The sequence below is a fragment of the Pseudomonas sp. CAN1 genome (assembly GCF_030462585.1).
In the GTDB taxonomy this organism is placed as follows: domain Bacteria; phylum Pseudomonadota; class Gammaproteobacteria; order Pseudomonadales; family Pseudomonadaceae; genus Pseudomonas.
Genome location: NZ_JASMRU010000010.1, coordinates 32,600 through 48,592, shown reverse-complemented (window position 1 = coordinate 48,592; position 15,993 = coordinate 32,600). Strand labels below are relative to the sequence as shown.

General features: G+C 64.1%; 14 protein-coding genes and 4 tRNA genes. 14 read left to right on the top strand and 4 right to left on the bottom strand.

The features are described 5' to 3' along the window. Window positions 1–21 precede the first annotated feature (21 nt). The 11 genes from astD (at window position 22) to QO207_RS15570 (ending at window position 10,304) form a co-directional block, all read left to right on the top strand. Entirely contained in the window at window positions 22–1,488 is a 1,467-nt protein-coding gene (gene astD / locus QO207_RS15620) for a succinylglutamate-semialdehyde dehydrogenase (protein ID WP_301533276.1), read from the top strand. Continuing rightward, complete coding sequence (astB, locus tag QO207_RS15615) at window positions 1,488–2,834, top strand: N-succinylarginine dihydrolase (protein WP_301533275.1); 1,347 nt, start codon at window positions 1,488–1,490, stop codon at window positions 2,832–2,834. The genes astD and astB overlap by 1 nt, the downstream gene beginning before the upstream one ends. Before the next feature lie 9 nt (window positions 2,835–2,843). Further along, the gene (locus QO207_RS15610; protein ID WP_301533274.1) at window positions 2,844–3,125 is read left to right on the top strand and encodes a GTPase; all 282 of its coding nucleotides are present in this window, start codon (window positions 2,844–2,846) and stop codon (window positions 3,123–3,125) included. 50 nt (window positions 3,126–3,175) lie between these two features. After that, window positions 3,176–4,168: a succinylglutamate desuccinylase gene (astE, locus tag QO207_RS15605; RefSeq protein WP_301533273.1), complete on the top strand. Its 993-nt coding sequence runs from the start codon at window positions 3,176–3,178 to the stop codon at window positions 4,166–4,168. Window positions 4,169–4,332: 164 nt separating this feature from the next. Further along, on the top strand, window positions 4,333–5,337 hold the full coding sequence (gene ltaE / locus QO207_RS15600; RefSeq protein WP_301533272.1) for a low-specificity L-threonine aldolase: 1,005 nt from the start codon (window positions 4,333–4,335) through the stop codon (window positions 5,335–5,337). Window positions 5,338–5,458: 121 nt separating this feature from the next. Then, on the top strand, window positions 5,459–8,083 hold the full coding sequence (gene alaS / locus QO207_RS15595; protein WP_301533271.1) for an alanine--tRNA ligase: 2,625 nt from the start codon (window positions 5,459–5,461) through the stop codon (window positions 8,081–8,083). 101 nt (window positions 8,084–8,184) lie between these two features. After that, the gene (locus tag QO207_RS15590; protein WP_045210116.1) at window positions 8,185–9,420 is read left to right on the top strand and encodes an aspartate kinase; all 1,236 of its coding nucleotides are present in this window, start codon (window positions 8,185–8,187) and stop codon (window positions 9,418–9,420) included. 186 nt (window positions 9,421–9,606) lie between these two features. Continuing rightward, window positions 9,607–9,792 (top strand): carbon storage regulator CsrA, encoded by a 186-nt coding sequence (gene csrA, locus QO207_RS15585; RefSeq protein ID WP_003085981.1) that lies wholly within the window; start codon window positions 9,607–9,609, stop codon window positions 9,790–9,792. 60 nt (window positions 9,793–9,852) lie between these two features. Beyond that, window positions 9,853–9,943, top strand: a tRNA-Ser gene (locus tag QO207_RS15580). 109 nt (window positions 9,944–10,052) lie between these two features. Beyond that, window positions 10,053–10,129, top strand: a tRNA-Arg gene (locus QO207_RS15575). A gap of 98 nt (window positions 10,130–10,227) precedes the next feature. After that, a tRNA-Arg gene (locus tag QO207_RS15570) sits at window positions 10,228–10,304 on the top strand. A gap of 68 nt (window positions 10,305–10,372) precedes the next feature. Here QO207_RS15570 and bamE read toward each other — a convergent pair. Then, a complete protein-coding gene (gene bamE, locus QO207_RS15565; RefSeq protein ID WP_301533270.1) occupies window positions 10,373–10,894 on the bottom strand; it encodes an outer membrane protein assembly factor BamE in 522 nt (173 codons plus the stop codon). A gap of 321 nt (window positions 10,895–11,215) precedes the next feature. Here bamE and mgtE point away from each other — a divergent pair, with 321 nt between their 5' ends. Further along, complete coding sequence (mgtE, locus tag QO207_RS15560; protein ID WP_301533269.1) at window positions 11,216–12,658, top strand: magnesium transporter; 1,443 nt, start codon at window positions 11,216–11,218, stop codon at window positions 12,656–12,658. A gap of 157 nt (window positions 12,659–12,815) precedes the next feature. Here mgtE and amrZ read toward each other — a convergent pair whose 3' ends face one another. Continuing rightward, a complete protein-coding gene (gene amrZ, locus QO207_RS15555) occupies window positions 12,816–13,148 on the bottom strand; it encodes a transcriptional regulator AmrZ (protein WP_017517196.1) in 333 nt (110 codons plus the stop codon). A gap of 494 nt (window positions 13,149–13,642) precedes the next feature. Between amrZ and phnN the strand changes: the two genes are divergently transcribed. After that, on the top strand, window positions 13,643–14,206 hold the full coding sequence (gene phnN, locus QO207_RS15550) for a phosphonate metabolism protein/1,5-bisphosphokinase (PRPP-forming) PhnN (RefSeq protein WP_301533268.1): 564 nt from the start codon (window positions 13,643–13,645) through the stop codon (window positions 14,204–14,206). Between the two features lie 3 nt (window positions 14,207–14,209). Here phnN and QO207_RS15545 read toward each other — a convergent pair whose 3' ends face one another. Next, on the bottom strand, window positions 14,210–14,686 hold the full coding sequence (locus QO207_RS15545; RefSeq protein WP_301533267.1) for a GNAT family N-acetyltransferase: 477 nt from the start codon (window positions 14,684–14,686) through the stop codon (window positions 14,210–14,212). Between the two features lie 94 nt (window positions 14,687–14,780). On the opposite strand from QO207_RS15545, the gene QO207_RS15540 reads away from it, so the two are divergent. Beyond that, window positions 14,781–14,857: transfer RNA gene (locus QO207_RS15540), tRNA-Arg, on the top strand. Window positions 14,858–14,912: 55 nt separating this feature from the next. Here QO207_RS15540 and QO207_RS15535 read toward each other — a convergent pair. After that, complete coding sequence (locus tag QO207_RS15535) at window positions 14,913–15,980, bottom strand: diguanylate cyclase (protein WP_301533266.1); 1,068 nt, start codon at window positions 15,978–15,980, stop codon at window positions 14,913–14,915. Window positions 15,981–15,993 lie beyond the last annotated feature (13 nt).

The window sequence follows — 15,993 nt, the reverse complement described above, 5'->3', positions numbered from 1 at the left end:
GCCCGGCGTCAGGGGAGCCTGATGATGAATACCCACTACATTGCCGGCCAGTGGCTGGCGGGCGAAGGCGAGCCGCTGCAATCGCTCTGCCCGGTGAGCCAGAACGTGGTCTGGTCCGGCCAGGCTGCTTCGCCACAGCAGGTCGCTGCTGCCATCGCCGCCGCGCGCAACGCGTTCCCGGCATGGGCCCGTCGCCCGGTGGAGGAGCGCATCGCCGTGCTGGAACGCTTCGCCGCTGCCCTCAAGGGCCGCTCCGAGGAAATGGCCCGCGCCATCGGCGAGGAGACCGGCAAGCCGCTGTGGGAAGCTGCCACCGAAGTGACCAGCATGGTCAACAAGGTCGCCATCTCGGTCCAGGCCTTCCGTGAACGCACCGGCGAGAAGAGCGGTCCGCTGGCCGACGCCACCGCGGTGCTGCGCCACAAGCCCCACGGCGTGGTCGCCGTGTTCGGCCCGTACAACTTCCCCGGCCACCTGCCCAACGGCCACATCGTGCCGGCCCTGCTGGCGGGCAATGCCGTGGTGTTCAAACCCAGCGAACTGACCCCGAAGGTCGCCGAGCTGACCCTGCAGGCCTGGATCGAGTCAGGGATTCCCGCCGGCGTGATCAACCTCGTGCAGGGGGCTCGCGATACCGGTGTGGCCCTGGCTGGCAATGACGACATCGACGGCCTGTTCTTCACCGGCTCCAGCCGCACCGGCAACCTGCTGCACAGCCAGTTCGGCGGTCGCCCGCAGAAAATCCTCGCGCTGGAAATGGGCGGCAACAACCCGCTGATCGTTGATGAAGTGAAGGATGTAGACGCCGCCGTCTACACCATCATCCAGTCCGCATTCATTTCCGCCGGCCAGCGCTGCACCTGCGCCCGCCGCCTGCTGGTGCCGCAGGGCGCCTGGGGTGACGCGCTGATCGAGCGCCTGGTGGCCGTGGCCGCGACCATCAAGGTCGGCGCCTTCGATGAGCAACCGGCGCCCTTCATGGGCTCTGTGATCTCGCTGGCCGCTGCCGAACACCTGATCAAGGCCCAGGAACAACTACTGGCCAAAGGCGCCAAGCCATTGCTGGCGATGACCCAGCCGCTGGCCACTGCTGCGCTGCTGACTCCCGGCATTCTCGACGTGACTGCCGTCAGCGAGCGCCCGGATGAAGAGTTCTTCGGCCCGCTGCTGCAGGTGATCCGCTACGCCGACTTCGACGCCGCTGTGCGCGAAGCCAACGCCACCCAGTACGGCCTCGCTGCCGGCCTGCTGTCGGATTCCCGCGAGCGCTACGAGGACTTCCTCATCGAGAGCCGCGCCGGCATCGTCAACTGGAACAAGCAACTGACCGGCGCCGCCAGCAGCGCGCCGTTCGGTGGCATCGGCGCCTCCGGCAACCATCGCCCGAGCGCCTACTACGCGGCCGACTACTGCGCATACCCGGTCGCCTCGCTGGAAAGCGATAGCCTGAGCCTGCCTGCAACCCTGACTCCGGGAGTGAGCCTGTGATGGCCGCGTATGAGATGAACTTTGACGGCCTGGTCGGGCCGACGCACAACTACGGTGGCCTGTCCTACGGCAACGTCGCCTCGCAGAGCAACAGCCAGGCGGCGTCCAACCCGCGTGAAGCGGCGAAACAGGGCCTGTCGAAGATGAAGGCGCTGATGGAGATGGGCTTCAAGCAGGGCGTGTTCGCCCCGCAGGAACGCCCCGCCGTGGCCTCGCTGCGCGCTCTGGGCTTCTCCGGTACTGACGCCGAGGTGATTGCCAAGGCGGCGAAAGACGCCATGCCGCTGCTCGCCGCCGTCAGCTCGGCGTCCTGCATGTGGACCGCCAACGCCGCCACCGTCAGCCCCGGCGCCGACACTGCCGATGGCCGCGTGCACTTCACCGCCGCCAATCTGAACTGCAAGTTCCACCGCTCCATCGAACACCCGCAGACCAGCCGCATCCTCGCGGCCATGTTCAACGACGAGCAACACTTCGCCCACCACGCCGCTCTGCCGGCAGTCGCCCAGTTCGGCGACGAGGGCGCGGCCAACCACACGCGCTTCTGCAAGTCCTATGGCGAAGCCGGCGTCGAGTTCTTCGTGTTCGGCCGCAGCGCCTTCGACAGCCGTTTCCCGGCGCCGCAGCGTTACCCGGCGCGGCAGACCCTGGAAGCCTGCCAGGCAGTCGCCCGCCTGCACGGCCTGAGCGATGACGGTGTGGTCTACGCCCAGCAGAACCCGGCGGTGATCGACCAGGGCGTGTTCCACAACGACGTGATCGCGGTCGGCAACGGCGAAGTGCTGTTCCACCACGAAGACGCCTTCCTCGACACCGAGCGCGTGCTCGCCGAGTTGCACGACAAGCTTGGCCGCCGTGGCGGTCGCTTCCGCGCCGTGTGCGTGCCGCGCGACCAGGTCACCGTCGAGGACGCGGTGAAGTCCTACCTGTTCAACAGCCAGCTGCTCACCCGCGCGGACGGCAACATGCTGCTGATCGTTCCGGAGGAGTGCCGCAAGAACGAGCGTGTGTGGAATTACCTGTCGCGCTTGACCGCCGAGGACGGCCCGATCCGCGAGGTGAAGGTGTTCGACCTCAAGCAGAGCATGCAGAACGGCGGCGGCCCCGCGTGCCTGCGCCTGCGCGTGGCGCTCAGCGACGCCGAGCTGGCGGCGGTCAATCCGGGCGTGATCATGACCCCGACCCTGCACGACACCCTGGTCACCTGGGTCGACAAGCACTACCGCGATCGCCTGGCCGAAACCGACCTGGCCGACCCGCAACTGCTCGTCGAGTGCCGGACGGCGTTGGATGAATTGAGCCAGATCCTTAAACTGGGCTCGGTTTATCCCTTCCAGCAGATTTGAGTAACTGACATGACCGAAAGCCTCCCGCTGATTCTCGAAGACAACAAGGGCGAGCGCCGCGAGACCCACACCGCGCGCCTGGCCATCCGCCTGGAAGGGCGCGAGCTGTGGCTGGAGGCCGACGGCAAGGGCGGCCTGGTGATCTATGCCGACTCCCACGAGGACGACACCGAGATCCCGCTGCTGGTGGTGCGCCCGCAGGCAGTGAACCAGCTGGGCCTGAGCCTGGAACTGGAAGCCGCCGAAGTCCACGAACATGGTCCAGACTGTGGGTGTGACCATCACCACTGATCGCGGAGTCCACGGCCCGTTCGGGCCGTGGAACTGATGGAGGCGTCCGCATGCTAGCTTTGGGCAAACTGCTCGAACTGACCCTCGCCGGCCGAGAGCCGACGGAAAAGATCCAGCTCACCGCCGACGGCACCCGTCTGCACTGGCTGGCCGAAGGCGCCCTTGAAATCACTCCGCCGGTGGCCCGCGACAACGGCCGCGACCTGCTGCTCTCGGCAGGTATCCACGGCAACGAGACCGCCCCCATCGAACTGCTCGACCGCCTGGTTCACGGCATCGCCCGCGGCGAGCTGAAGCCGGCGACGCGAGTGCTGTTCCTGCTCGGTAATCCCGAGGCCATGCGCCGCGGCGAGCGTTATCTGGAGCACGATATCAACCGCCTGTTCTGCGGCCGCCACGAGGAGGGCAGCGGCAACGAGGCCCTGCGCGCGTCGGAGCTGGAGCGCCTGGCCGCCGCGTTCTTCGCCCGTGAAGGCCGGCCGCGCCTGCACTACGACCTGCACACCGCCATCCGTGGCTCGAAGATCGAGCAGTTCGCGCTCTATCCCTGGGCCAGCGGCCGCGAGCATTCCCGCGAGGAACTGGCGCGCCTGCGCAGCGCCGGCATCGACGCGGTGCTGCTGCAGAGCAAGCCGGGCATCACCTTCAGCGCCTACACCTACAGCCACCTCGGCGCCGAGGCCTTCACCCTGGAGCTGGGCAAGGCCCGGCCGTTCGGGCAGAACCAGGCGGTGAACCTGGATCGCCTGGAAGCCATGCTGCAGGGCGTGATCAGCGGCCAGGAGGCGGGCGACGCGCAGCTCGACGGCCTGCAGCTGTTCGCCGTCTCCCGCGAGGTGATCAAGCACAGCGACCACTTCCGCCTGCACCTGGACGACGCGGTGGACAACTTCACCGAGCTGGACCACGGCTTCCTGCTCGCCGAAGACATTGGCGGCACCCGCTGGATCGTGGAAGAGCAGGGCGCGCGAATCATCTTCCCCAACCCGCGGGTGAAGAACGGCCTGCGCGCCGGCATTCTGGTCGTTCCCACCGAGCTCTGACCGGCTTTTCGTAGGAGCGAGCTTGCTCGCGAACCCCGCACGCGGAACGTTCGCGAGCAAGGGCTGGGCGCCCCCCTCGATCCTACAGTTGCTCCTACCCTTGTTCCGCCCCTGGCGAGCGCTTAGCATCGGCCCTTTCCGCCTGATGCCCGAGGAGCCTTGCCATGTCCATCATCGACCTTCGCAGCGACACCGTGACCTTGCCCACCGCCGGCATGCGCGAGGCGATGGCGCGGGCCGAGCTGGGCGATGACGTCTACGGCGAAGACCCGACGGTGAACCGCCTGGAGGCGACCCTGGCCGAGCGCCTGGGCTTTGCCGCCGCGCTGTTCGTGCCCACCGGCACCATGAGCAACCTGCTCGGCCTGATGGCCCATTGCGGCCGCGGCGACGAGTACATAGTCGGGCAGCAGGCGCACACCTATAAATATGAAGGCGGCGGCGCCGCGGTGCTCGGCTCGATCCAGCCGCAGCCCATCGAGGGCGAGGCCGACGGCTCGCTGGACCTGGCCAAGGTCGAGGCGGCGATCAAGCAGGACGATTTCCACTTCGCCCGCACCCGCCTGCTGGCGCTGGAAAACACCATGCAGGGCAAGGTCCTGCCGCTGGCCTACCTCGCTGCCGCGCGGGAGATGACCCGCCGCCGTGGCCTGGCGCTGCACCTGGATGGCGCGCGCCTGTACAACGCCGCGGTAAAGCTGGGCGTGGATGCCCGCGAGATCACCTGCCACTTCGACTCCGTCTCGGTGTGCCTGTCCAAGGGGCTCGGTGCGCCGGTGGGTTCGGTGCTCTGCGGCGATGCTGAACTGATCGGCCGCGCACGCCGGCTGCGCAAGATGGTCGGCGGCGGCATGCGTCAGGCCGGCGGCCTCGCTGCCGCCGCGCTGTATGCACTGGACCATCAGGTCGAGCGCCTCGACGAGGACCACGCCAATGCCGAAGCGTTGGGTCGTGGCCTGGCCGAACTGGGCTACGCCATCGAGCCGGTGCAGACCAACATGGTCTACGTCGATATCGGCGAGCAGGCCGGCGCCCTGGGTGAGCATCTGGCCGAGCGCGGCATCCGCGTCAGCCCGGCGGCGCGCCTGCGCCTGGTCACCCACCTCGATGTGAAAAGCGCTGATATTCCGCGTATCGTCGAAGCTTTTGCCGCCTTTCGTCGTTCCTGACAGCAATTATTGCGCGATAGGGGTTAACTATCGCGCAAAGACACTACAACCTTGATGCGGGGCCGATATAATGCGGCCCTTTGCCGGCGATTCGTGGCCGCATTTTTCCGTGGAAGAACCTATGAAAAGCGCTGAAATCCGTGAAGCCTTCCTCCGCTTCTTCGAAGAGAAGGGGCACACCCGCGTAGCGTCCAGTTCGCTGATCCCCGCGAACGACCCGACCCTGCTGTTCACCAACGCAGGCATGAACCAGTTCAAGGACTGCTTCCTGGGCCTGGAGAAGCGCGCCTACACCCGCGCCACCACCAGCCAGAAATGCGTGCGTGCCGGCGGCAAGCACAACGACCTGGAAAACGTCGGCTACACCGCGCGCCACCACACCTTCTTCGAAATGCTGGGCAACTTCAGCTTCGGCGACTATTTCAAGCGCGACGCCATCTCCTACGCCTGGGAATTCCTGACCTCGGACAAGTGGCTGAACCTGCCCAAGGAAAAGCTCTGGGTCACCGTCTACGCGAGCGATGACGAGGCCTACGACATCTGGACCAAGGAAGTCGGCATTCCCGCCGAGCGCATGGTCCGCATCGGCGACAACAAGGGCGCTCCTTACGCTTCGGACAACTTCTGGGCGATGGGCGACACCGGTCCGTGCGGCCCGTGCACCGAGATCTTCTTCGACCATGGCGCCGACATCTGGGGCGGCCCGCCCGGCTCGCCGGAAGAAGACGGCGACCGCTACATCGAGATCTGGAACAACGTCTTCATGCAGTTCAACCGCACCGCGGACGGCGTCATGCACCCGCTGCCGGCGCCGAGCGTGGACACCGGCATGGGCCTTGAGCGCATCAGCGCCGTGCTGCAGCACGTTCACTCGAACTACGAGATCGACCTGTTCCAGAGCCTGCTTAAGGCTTCGGCCGAGGCCATCGGCTGCGCCAACGACGACGCACCGTCGCTGAAAGTAGTGGCCGACCACATCCGTTCCTGTGGCTTCCTGATCGCCGACGGTGTGCTGCCGTCCAACGAGGGCCGCGGCTACGTGCTGCGCCGCATCATCCGTCGCGCCTGCCGCCACGGTAACAAGCTGGGCGCCAAGGGCACCTTCTTCCACAAGATTGTAGCCGCGCTGGTTGGCGAGATGGGTGAAGCCTTCGTCGAGCTCAAGCAGCAGCAGGCGCACATCGAGCGCGTGCTGAAGACCGAGGAAGAGCAGTTCGCCAAGACCCTCGAACAGGGCCTGAAGATCCTCGAGCAGGACCTGTCCGAGCTCAAGGGCAGCGTCATTCCCGGCAACGTGGTGTTCAAGCTGTACGACACCTACGGCTTCCCGGTGGACCTGACCAACGACATCGCTCGCGAGCGCAGCCTGACCCTCGACGAGGAAGGCTTCGAGCGCGAGATGGAGGCCCAGCGTGAGCGCGCCCGCTCCGCCAGCGCCTTCGGCATGGACTACAACAGCCTGGTGAAAGTGGATGGCGACACCCGCTTCCTCGGCTACCAGGGCGTTTCCGGCGCCGGCCAGATCATCGCACTGTTCAAGGACGGCAAGGCCGTCGAGCAACTGGGCGAAGGCGAGGAGGGCGTGGTCGTCCTCGACCAGACTCCGTTCTACGCCGAATCCGGCGGCCAGGTCGGTGACAGCGGTTACCTGCAGGGTGCCGGCGTGCGCTTCGACGTGCGCGACACCACCAAGGCTGGCGGCGCGCACCTGCACCATGGCGTGGTTGCCCAGGGCAGCCTGGCTGTTGGCGCTGCCGTGAAGGCCGAAGTCGATGCCTCCGTGCGCCAGGCTACTGCGCTGAACCACTCCGCTACCCACCTGCTGCACGCTGCGCTGCGCCAGGTACTGGGCGATCACGTCCAGCAGAAGGGCTCGCTGGWCGATAGCCAGCGCCTGCGCTTCGACTTCAGCCACTTCGAGGCGATCAAGCCCGAGCAGCTGAAGCAGCTGGAAGACATCGTCAACAGCGAGATCCGCAAGAACTCCGAGGTCGAGACCGAAGAGACCGACATCGAGTCCGCCAAGAACAAGGGCGCCATGGCGCTGTTCGGCGAGAAGTACGGTGACCAGGTGCGCGTACTGAGCATGGGCGGCAAGTTCTCCGTCGAGCTTTGCGGCGGCACCCACGTGTCCCGCACCGGCGACATCGGCCTGTTCAAGATCACCAGCGAAGGCGGTGTGGCTTCCGGCGTGCGCCGTATCGAAGCAGTCACCGGCGGCGCTGCGCTGGCCTACCTCAACGGTGCGGAAGAGCAGCTCAAGGAAGCGGCCGGCCTGGTCAAGGGCAGCCGTGACAACCTGCTGGACAAGCTCTCCGGCCTGATCGAGCGCAACCGTCAGCTGGAAAAGGAGCTGGAGCAGCTCAAGGCCAAGGCCGCCAGCGCAGCCGGCGACGACCTGGCGGGGTCCGCCGTGGAAATCGGTGGCGTGAAGGTGCTGTCCTCGCGTCTCGACGGTCTGGATGGCAAGGCGCTGCTGGCGCTGGTCGACCAGTTGAAGAACAAGCTGGGCAGCGGCGTGATCCTGCTGGGCGGCGTGTTCGAGGAGAAGGTCGTGCTGGTCGCCGGCGTGACCCAGGACCTGACTGCCAAGCTGAAAGCGGGCGATCTGATGAAGCAGGCCGCTGCGGCCGTGGGCGGGAAGGGCGGTGGTCGCCCGGACATGGCCCAGGGCGGTGGCGTCGATGCCGGCAAGCTGGACGAAGCTCTGGCACTGGCAGTCAAGTTTGTCGAACAGGGCCTCTAAAGGCCTTGAAATACGGGGCCCGCAGCGCGTCCGGCGGGCCTTGGTAGCATGCGGTGATGCATGTTTAATGGGCGCCCTTCAGGAATCAGGCGGCTTTTGAAATGGCTTTGATCGTACAGAAATTTGGAGGGACCTCCGTCGGCACCGTCGAGAGAATCGAGCAGGTAGCCGAGAAGGTGAAGAAATTCCGTGAGGCGGGCGACGACATCGTCGTGGTGGTTTCCGCCATGAGCGGCGAGACCAACCGCCTGATTGGTCTGGCGAAACAGATCATGGACCAGCCGATTCCGCGTGAGCTGGACGTGATGGTCTCCACCGGCGAGCAGGTGACCATTGCCCTGCTGAGCATGGCGCTGATGAAGCGCGGCGTGCCGGCGGTGTCCTACACCGGTAATCAGGTTCGCATCCTGACCGACAGTTCCCACACCAAGGCGCGTATCCTGAGCATCGATGATGCGAACATTCGCGCAGATCTGAAGGCCGGCCGTGTTGTAGTGGTCGCTGGCTTCCAGGGTGTGGACGAGCAGGGCAACATCACCACCCTCGGTCGTGGCGGTTCCGACACCACCGGCGTAGCCCTGGCAGCGGCCCTGAAGGCCGACGAGTGCCAGATCTACACCGACGTCGATGGCGTCTACACCACCGATCCGCGCGTTGTGCCGCAAGCACGTCGCCTGGACAAGATCACCTTCGAAGAGATGCTGGAAATGGCCAGCCTCGGCTCCAAGGTGCTGCAGATCCGTTCGGTGGAATTCGCCGGCAAGTACAACGTCCCGCTGCGCGTGCTGCACAGCTTCCAGGAGGGTCCGGGCACCCTCATTACCCTTGATGAAGAGGAATCCATGGAACAGCCGATCATCTCCGGCATCGCCTTCAACCGCGACGAAGCCAAGCTGACCATCCGTGGCGTACCGGATACCCCCGGCGTTGCTTTCAAGATTCTCGGCCCGATCAGTGCCGCCAATGTAGAAGTCGACATGATCGTGCAGAACGTCGCGCACGATAACACCACCGACTTCACCTTCACCGTGCACCGCAACGACTACCAGGCCGCCCTGGAAATCCTCAAGCAGACCGCTGTCACCATCGGTGCGCGTGAAGCTACCGGCGACACCAACATCGCCAAGGTTTCCATCGTCGGTGTCGGCATGCGCTCCCACGCCGGCGTCGCCAGCCGCATGTTCGAAGCCCTGGCCAAGGAGACCATCAACATCCAGATGATCTCCACCTCGGAAATCAAGGTTTCCGTGGTCATCGAAGAGAAGTATCTCGAGCTGGCGGTCCGTGCCCTGCACACCGCATTTGAGCTCGACGCCCCGGCCCGACAGGGCGAGTAAGGGGAGGACAACCGAAAGGCGCGGCTAACCCGCGCCTTTTGTCGTTTTTGACCGGCTGTCAGGAACTTTCATTCCGTCAGGACTGGTCAATACTTGGGTGAAGGATTCGCGCACTTGATCTATACGAATCTGCCACCATTTCTTTTTTTGCAGACTGCTTATCCCGTAACACGTAAGGAGAAAGGAATGCTGATTCTGACTCGCCGGGTCGGAGAGACCCTGATGGTCGGTGACGATGTCACCGTGACTGTGTTGGGCGTTAAAGGAAATCAGGTGCGAATCGGTGTGAATGCACCGAAGGAAGTTGCTGTGCACCGTGAAGAGATCTACCAGCGCATCCAGAAAGAGAAAGACCAAGAACCAAACCATTAATTTTTCTAAAATTTTTCTTTGCAAACGGGGAAAACATGGATATCATGCGCCCCGTGTTGCGGAGAGGTGGCCGAGTGGCCGAAGGCGCTCCCCTGCTAAGGGAGTACATCTCAAAAGGGTGTCGGGGGTTCGAATCCCCCCCTCTCCGCCATTGCACACTCTAGTGCGATGAGCTGTCCGGTTACGTAAGTGACTGAAATGATTGAAAAATCTTGTTGACAGGTCAGAAAAATCGCCCTAGAATTTGCGCCCTCATCAGCGCACTCATAGCTCAGCTGGATAGAGTACTCGGCTACGAACCGAGCGGTCGGAGGTTCGAATCCTCCTGAGTGCGCCATATACGAGGCAACGCGAAAGCGGGGCTTCAGTGGCGAAAGGGCTGAAAGGCCATTAGCTGCAACCAGTTGGTGAATCTGGTTAAACTTTGCCAACGACGCACTCATAGCTCAGCTGGATAGAGTACTCGGCTACGAACCGAGCGGTCGGAGGTTCGAATCCTCCTGAGTGCGCCATATACCGAAAGGGCCTGCAGAAATGCAGGCCCTTTTTCTTTGCGCTCGAAAAAATATCTTCGGCGTATTCAGCGCTTCGCCTTGCCCATCACGCAGCCGTCCTCGTCGAAGGTCACGGTGCGTGCTCCATGCTTCTTGTCCGCCTCGTAGTGATAGCGCAGCGTGTCGTTGTGCTGGCTGGTCCTGTCGGGCCTGCCCAGGGCGCTCTCTACATCGCTGCGGGTCATGCCGGTGCGGATGCGGCCCTCAATGATTGCCTTGCGCCGTGCGCTGCCTGTGACGCGGTTACCGCAGCCGTTCTGTTGCTCGCCCACCACCACGACAGCCTCCTGCTCGATTTCCTTGCCCTTGCTGCGCGCTGAAGCCGCCTTCGCTGCTGCCGGTGCCCTGGGCGTTGCCATGGGGACCGACTCGCTGCCGCCCGGAGTGGGATTGTCTGCCTGCTGGATTTCCTGCCGTCGTTCCACCGGGCAGCCATACTGACTGAACAGCACGCCGCCATCGGCTGCGGTGCAGCGGAACACCGTGGCCGCTTCGCTGGTCGGTACTAGTGCGATCAGGAGTGAACAGAGCAGGGCGGGCAGGCGCATGGTGTCCTCCAGGTGACGAGCCTGCCTGCAGCCTAGAAGTGTGATTTGTCAGTCGGAGCCGGGTGTCCTGTGGGAGCTTTCGGGCGTCGAACCGGGCAGTGATTCAGCACTGAACTTTCGCCTGCAAGCGATTGTTCTTGCCGCCATTTTGTAACGCCTAATACACCCCGGAGTGTTATCATTTCCCGCATCTGCCCTCGATGGGCGCATGGGACACCACCATGGACTTACCCAGTAGTTACTCAGAACCCCGATTGCGTATACACGACCTGATGTATTGATCCCCTCTGGCCCGTTCTGCCACTGGGGGTGGAGCGTGCTATGACCGAAGTAGAAGCCAAGAAGCCGCAGGAAAGCCTGCAGGACCGCCTCAACCAGGTGGTCGACCTGCTGCACAAGCACAAGCTGATGGAAGACCTGACGCACCGTCAGGAAGGTCAGCATCAAGACCTCGTCGAAAACCTCGTGCATCGCCAGAACCTGGCGGAACTCCAGCGCAAGCTGGAAGAGCTGCACCCGGCCGACATCGCCCACATCCTCGAATCCCTTCCGCTGGATGACCGCCTGACGGTCTGGCAGCTGGTCAAGGCCGAGCGCGACGGCGACATCCTCCTTGAAGTGTCCGACTCCGTGCGGGAAACCCTGATCGCCGACATGGACGATCACGAGATCCTCGCCGCAGCCAGGGACATGGACGCCGACGAACTCGCGGACCTCGCGCCGGAGCTGCCGCGCGACGTCGTCCACGAGCTGATGGAAACCCTCGATCAGCAGCAGCGCGAGCGTGTGCGCTCGGCGCTGTCCTACGAGGAAGACCAGGTCGGCGCGCTGATGGACTTCGAGATGGTCACCATCCGCGACGACGTCAGCCTGGAAGTGGTGCTGCGCTACCTGCGCCGTCTGAAGGAGCTGCCCGGCCATACCGACAAGCTCTTCGTGGTCGACTACGACGGCGTGCTCAAGGGCGTGCTGCCGATCAAGCGCCTGCTGGTGAACGATCCGGACAAGGACGTGGCCGAAGTCATGGCTACCGACCCGGTTACCTTCAGCCCCGACGAGGACGGCTACGACGCCGCCCAGGCGTTCGAGCGCTATGACCTGATTTCCGCACCGGTGGTGGACAAGAACGGCAAGCTGATCGGCCGTCTGACCATCGACGAGATGGTCGACCTGATCCGTGAGGAAAGCGAAAGCGAAGTCCTCAACATGGCCGGTCTGCGCGAAGAGGAAGATATCTTCGCCTCGGTCTGGAAATCCGTCGGCAACCGCTGGGCCTGGCTGGCCACCAACCTGGTCACCGCCTTCATCGCCTCGCGGGTGATCGGCCTGTTCGAAGGTTCCATCGAGAAGCTGGTGGCGCTGGCCGCACTGATGCCTATCGTCGCCGGCATCGGCGGCAACTCCGGCAACCAGACCATCACCATGATCGTCCGCGCCATGGCTCTGGACCAGATCCAGACCAGCAGCGCCAACCGCCTGCTGCGCAAGGAGCTGGGTGTGGCGCTGGTCAACGGTCTGGTGTGGGGTGGGGTGATCGGCCTGGTCGCCTTCTACCTGTACGGCAACTGGGAGCTGGGCGCGGTCATGACCGGCGCCATGACGCTGAACCTGCTGCTGGCAGCCATGATGGGCGTGTTGATCCCGATGACGCTGCTGCGCCTGGGTCGCGACCCGGCCATGGGTTCCAGCGTGATGATCACCGCCATGACCGACAGCGGCGGTTTCTTCATCTTCCTCGGGCTGGCCACGCTGTTCCTCATGTAACGCTGGATGTAGCGCCAGCTCCGCCGAAAAGGCCGCCCGCGAGGCGGCTTTTTTGTGCCCGGATTTTTCCGCTGCCTGCTTTTCGCCTTGGCAGCCCGGATCGCGGGCATGAAAAAGCCGGCTCGAAGGCCGGCTGTTTTCGGGTCTTGCTAACGACTCAGGCGTCGTTCTGAGCCATCTCGGCGTCATGCGCGATCAGGGCGATCAGGGCGTTCTGCTGGCGATGGGTCAGTTGGCGGAAGCGTTGCAGCAGCTCGCGCTCGTGCAGGCTGAGTTCCGGGCTATCCAGGCGGATGCCGAGGTTGTCCTGCAGGGCGCCTTCCTGCAGCAGGCTCTGTTCGAGACGGGCGATGATCTCGGAGTTCATGCTGCGATGGTGGCTGCGAGCGACATCGGCGATACGTTCACGCATACCCTCGGGCAGGCGTACGACGAATTTGTCAGCAGTGCGGCTGGAGTAGGTTGGGGTTGCCTGTTTCAATGGGCGCATACATTAAACCTGTAAGTCAGGGAGGCCGATGCCATGGGTCAGCGTTGGTTCAGGCCCTTTGACAGCGATTTCCAATGGCCGTTCAGCGCGTCGTCAAAGCTTTTGAAGTTTTATTCAATAAGTTGACGTCAAACCTAAGGCATATTGTGTCTGGTGTGGAGGCTAAATGCCAGCACCAATCGTCCGAAATGAGACCGTCTAGGCAGACCTTCCTTTGGATTGGAGTTCTCGCGATTAGAAGCTGGCCATGTGCCTGATGCTCTGAGCGTAGCCCATTTGCGAATGCTACCTGACTGCCGTTGGGCGGCTCGCCGGGAGGCTCTGGCTCCGTGGGCAGGCATGATGGCACAGGGTCTGAAGGGCGGGCATTCGGCGCCTGAACAATCGTCCTGATCCGATGTTTTTTTCACGGAATTCGTACAGGGCAGGGGTATTATCCCCGCTGCGGATCCGTATCGATGTATCGCCGTACCGCCGGCTCCTACGAGCGCTTTATGACTCCGGGCAGACTGATTTACCTGATGGGCCCCTCGGGCTCGGGCAAGGACAGCGTGTTGCAGGCCGCGAGCGCCCCGCTGGCGGCGCGCAATTGCCGGATCGTCCGGCGCGTCATCACCCGTTCCGCCGAGGCACGCGGGGAAGAGGCGCATTCGGTGAGCGTCGAGGAGTTTTCCCGCCTTGAAGCCTCGGGCGCCTTCGCCATGAGCTGGCGGGCAAACGGGCTGCATTACGGCATTCCCCGTGAGATCGACGCCTGGCTGGCCGCGGGTCACGACGTGCTGGTGAACGGCTCGCGCAAGTACCTGGGCGAGGCCCGGCGGCGTTATCCGCAGCTGATCGCCGTGCTGCTGAAGGTGTCGCCGGACGTACTGCGTCAGCGCCTGATCAAGCGTGGACGGGAGAGCCTGGTGGAGATCGAGGAACGCCTGGCGCGCAATGCGCATTTCGCCGACGGCCTGCCCGGGCCTCTGGTGGAACTGGACAACTCGGTGTCGCTGGATATCACGGTCGACCACCTGCTGCAGCTGATCGACCCGCCGGGCGCCCAGGCCAGCTGAGCTTCAGTCCAGCCGCAGGGCGAGGCTCACGCCGTGGGGTGCGAAGCCCATCGCCGCGTAGAAGCGGTGTGCCATTTCCCGGTCCTGGTGGCTGGAGAGCGCCAGCTTGTAGCACTTCCAGCCCCGCGCCCATTCCACCGCCCTGCCGATCAGCGCCTGGCCGATGCCCTGGCCGCGGGCGCGGCTGTCCACCACCATGTCTTCGAGGATCGCCGAGCGGGCGAAGCCATGGGCGATGTGTTCGATCAGGTGTAGGGTGCAGGTGCCCAGCAGGTCGCCGTCGCGCTCGGCCACCAGGGTCACCCGTGACGGTTGCTGGTTTTCCAGGGCCAGGGCGAGCAGGGCGGTATCCGGCAACGGATCGCCGGTGCCCAGTTGCCGCAGCAGCGGAGCGAGGGCGCTGGCGTCGTCCGCGGTAGCGACCCGCACGTCGAAGGTGGCGAAGGGCGAATCGGGCAGGGCGCCGCTGTCTGTCGTCATGATCTTCCTCCCACTGGCGAGCAGATTATGGACGCCGGCAGTGGCAGCGGCATGACAAATCGCCCGTCGGTGGTTAACATGCCGTCCCGATCGTGTCCCGGTAGCTCAATTGGATAGAGCGTCCCCCTCCTAAGGGGAAGGTTGGAGGTTCGACCCCTCTCCGGGACACCAGCATGACAAGGCCCGCATTCGCGGGCCTTTTTCGTTTCCGGGTTCTGCAAAAGCCTCAGGGTGAATAGGTCACCTGGTTGCGGCCATTGTGCTTGGAGCTGTAGAGCGCCTGGTCGGCCTTGATCAGCGCCTGACTCAGCGAGCCGTCGGCGGCCAGGTGGGCCAGGCCCAGGCTGATGGTGACGCTGGGTTTGCCGGGCAGCTGCGAGGTGGCCACGCGCAGCTGCTCTACCCGCGACTGGGCATCCTCGACGCTGATGCCCCACAGGTACAGGCCGAACTCCTCGCCGCCCAGCCGGGCGAATTCGAAGTCCTTCATCTCGCTCTTGATGGTGCGCGCCACACGGGTCAGCACTTCATCGCCGACGTCGTGGCCGTAGGTATCGTTGACCCGTTTGAAGTGGTCGATGTCGATCATCACCAGGTAGCGCTGCTCGCCGTCGTCCGGCAGGCGCTGGCCGACGCGGGTCATGAAGGAACGGCGGTTGGGGATGCCGGTGAGCACGTCGAGGTAGGCCTGGTCCAGCAGCAGTCGGGCCATGGCGTAGTTGTACAGCTTGGCCTTGCTCAGGTGGTTGAAGATGTAGATGGACAGTGCACTGATGAACAGCGGGTAGCAGATCAGCATGCTGCGGCGTTCATCGAAATCCGGCACATCGCCCAGCAGCGGGTTGAGGAAGGTCCAGGTCACCACCAGCACTGCATAGAAGGTGAGGTTGTTCAGCGGCATGGCGGTGGCGCTGTAGAGCACGGTGGAGGCGGCGATCACCAGCCAGGCCTGGCGCACGGCTTCGGGAACGCCGTCGATCACCAGGCGCGCGCCGAGGCTGAAGGTGATGACGAAGGCCAGGTTGAGCCAGTAGAAGTGCAGCGCCTTGCGCACGAACACGGCAGCCGTCGAGATGACGAAGAATACGCCGAGGAAGATCACCGAGATGTAGGTGAAGCCCTGGCCGGCCTGGAAGCTGACGATCAGGTCGAACAGCAGCCACATGGCGATGCTGATGCCGAAGACCAGCAGGCTGAAGCCGTGCAGTCGCTCGAAATCGTGCTGGAGGAATTCGGCCTTGATCTCGGCCGAAACGCTGCGCTTGAGTACCTCGGATTCGATGGTCTTGAACATGTACCGCCCTGTG

Coding starts and splice junctions, on each gene's coding strand:
- phnN (WP_301533268.1), top strand. CDS start 13,643: ATGACTCCGGGCAGACTGATTTACCTGATGGGCCCCTCGGGCTCGGGC.
- csrA (WP_003085981.1), top strand. CDS start 9,607: ATGCTGATTCTGACTCGCCGGGTCGGAGAGACCCTGATGGTCGGTGAC.
- mgtE (WP_301533269.1), top strand. CDS start 11,216: ATGACCGAAGTAGAAGCCAAGAAGCCGCAGGAAAGCCTGCAGGACCGC.
- QO207_RS15535 (WP_301533266.1), bottom strand. CDS start 15,980: ATGTTCAAGACCATCGAATCCGAGGTACTCAAGCGCAGCGTTTCGGCC.
- bamE (WP_301533270.1), bottom strand. CDS start 10,894: ATGCGCCTGCCCGCCCTGCTCTGTTCACTCCTGATCGCACTAGTACCG.
- amrZ (WP_017517196.1), bottom strand. CDS start 13,148: ATGCGCCCATTGAAACAGGCAACCCCAACCTACTCCAGCCGCACTGCT.
- QO207_RS15610 (WP_301533274.1), top strand. CDS start 2,844: ATGACCGAAAGCCTCCCGCTGATTCTCGAAGACAACAAGGGCGAGCGC.
- QO207_RS15545 (WP_301533267.1), bottom strand. CDS start 14,686: ATGACGACAGACAGCGGCGCCCTGCCCGATTCGCCCTTCGCCACCTTC.
- astB (WP_301533275.1), top strand. CDS start 1,488: ATGGCCGCGTATGAGATGAACTTTGACGGCCTGGTCGGGCCGACGCAC.
- QO207_RS15590 (WP_045210116.1), top strand. CDS start 8,185: ATGGCTTTGATCGTACAGAAATTTGGAGGGACCTCCGTCGGCACCGTC.
- astD (WP_301533276.1), top strand. CDS start 22: ATGATGAATACCCACTACATTGCCGGCCAGTGGCTGGCGGGCGAAGGC.
- ltaE (WP_301533272.1), top strand. CDS start 4,333: ATGTCCATCATCGACCTTCGCAGCGACACCGTGACCTTGCCCACCGCC.
- astE (WP_301533273.1), top strand. CDS start 3,176: ATGCTAGCTTTGGGCAAACTGCTCGAACTGACCCTCGCCGGCCGAGAG.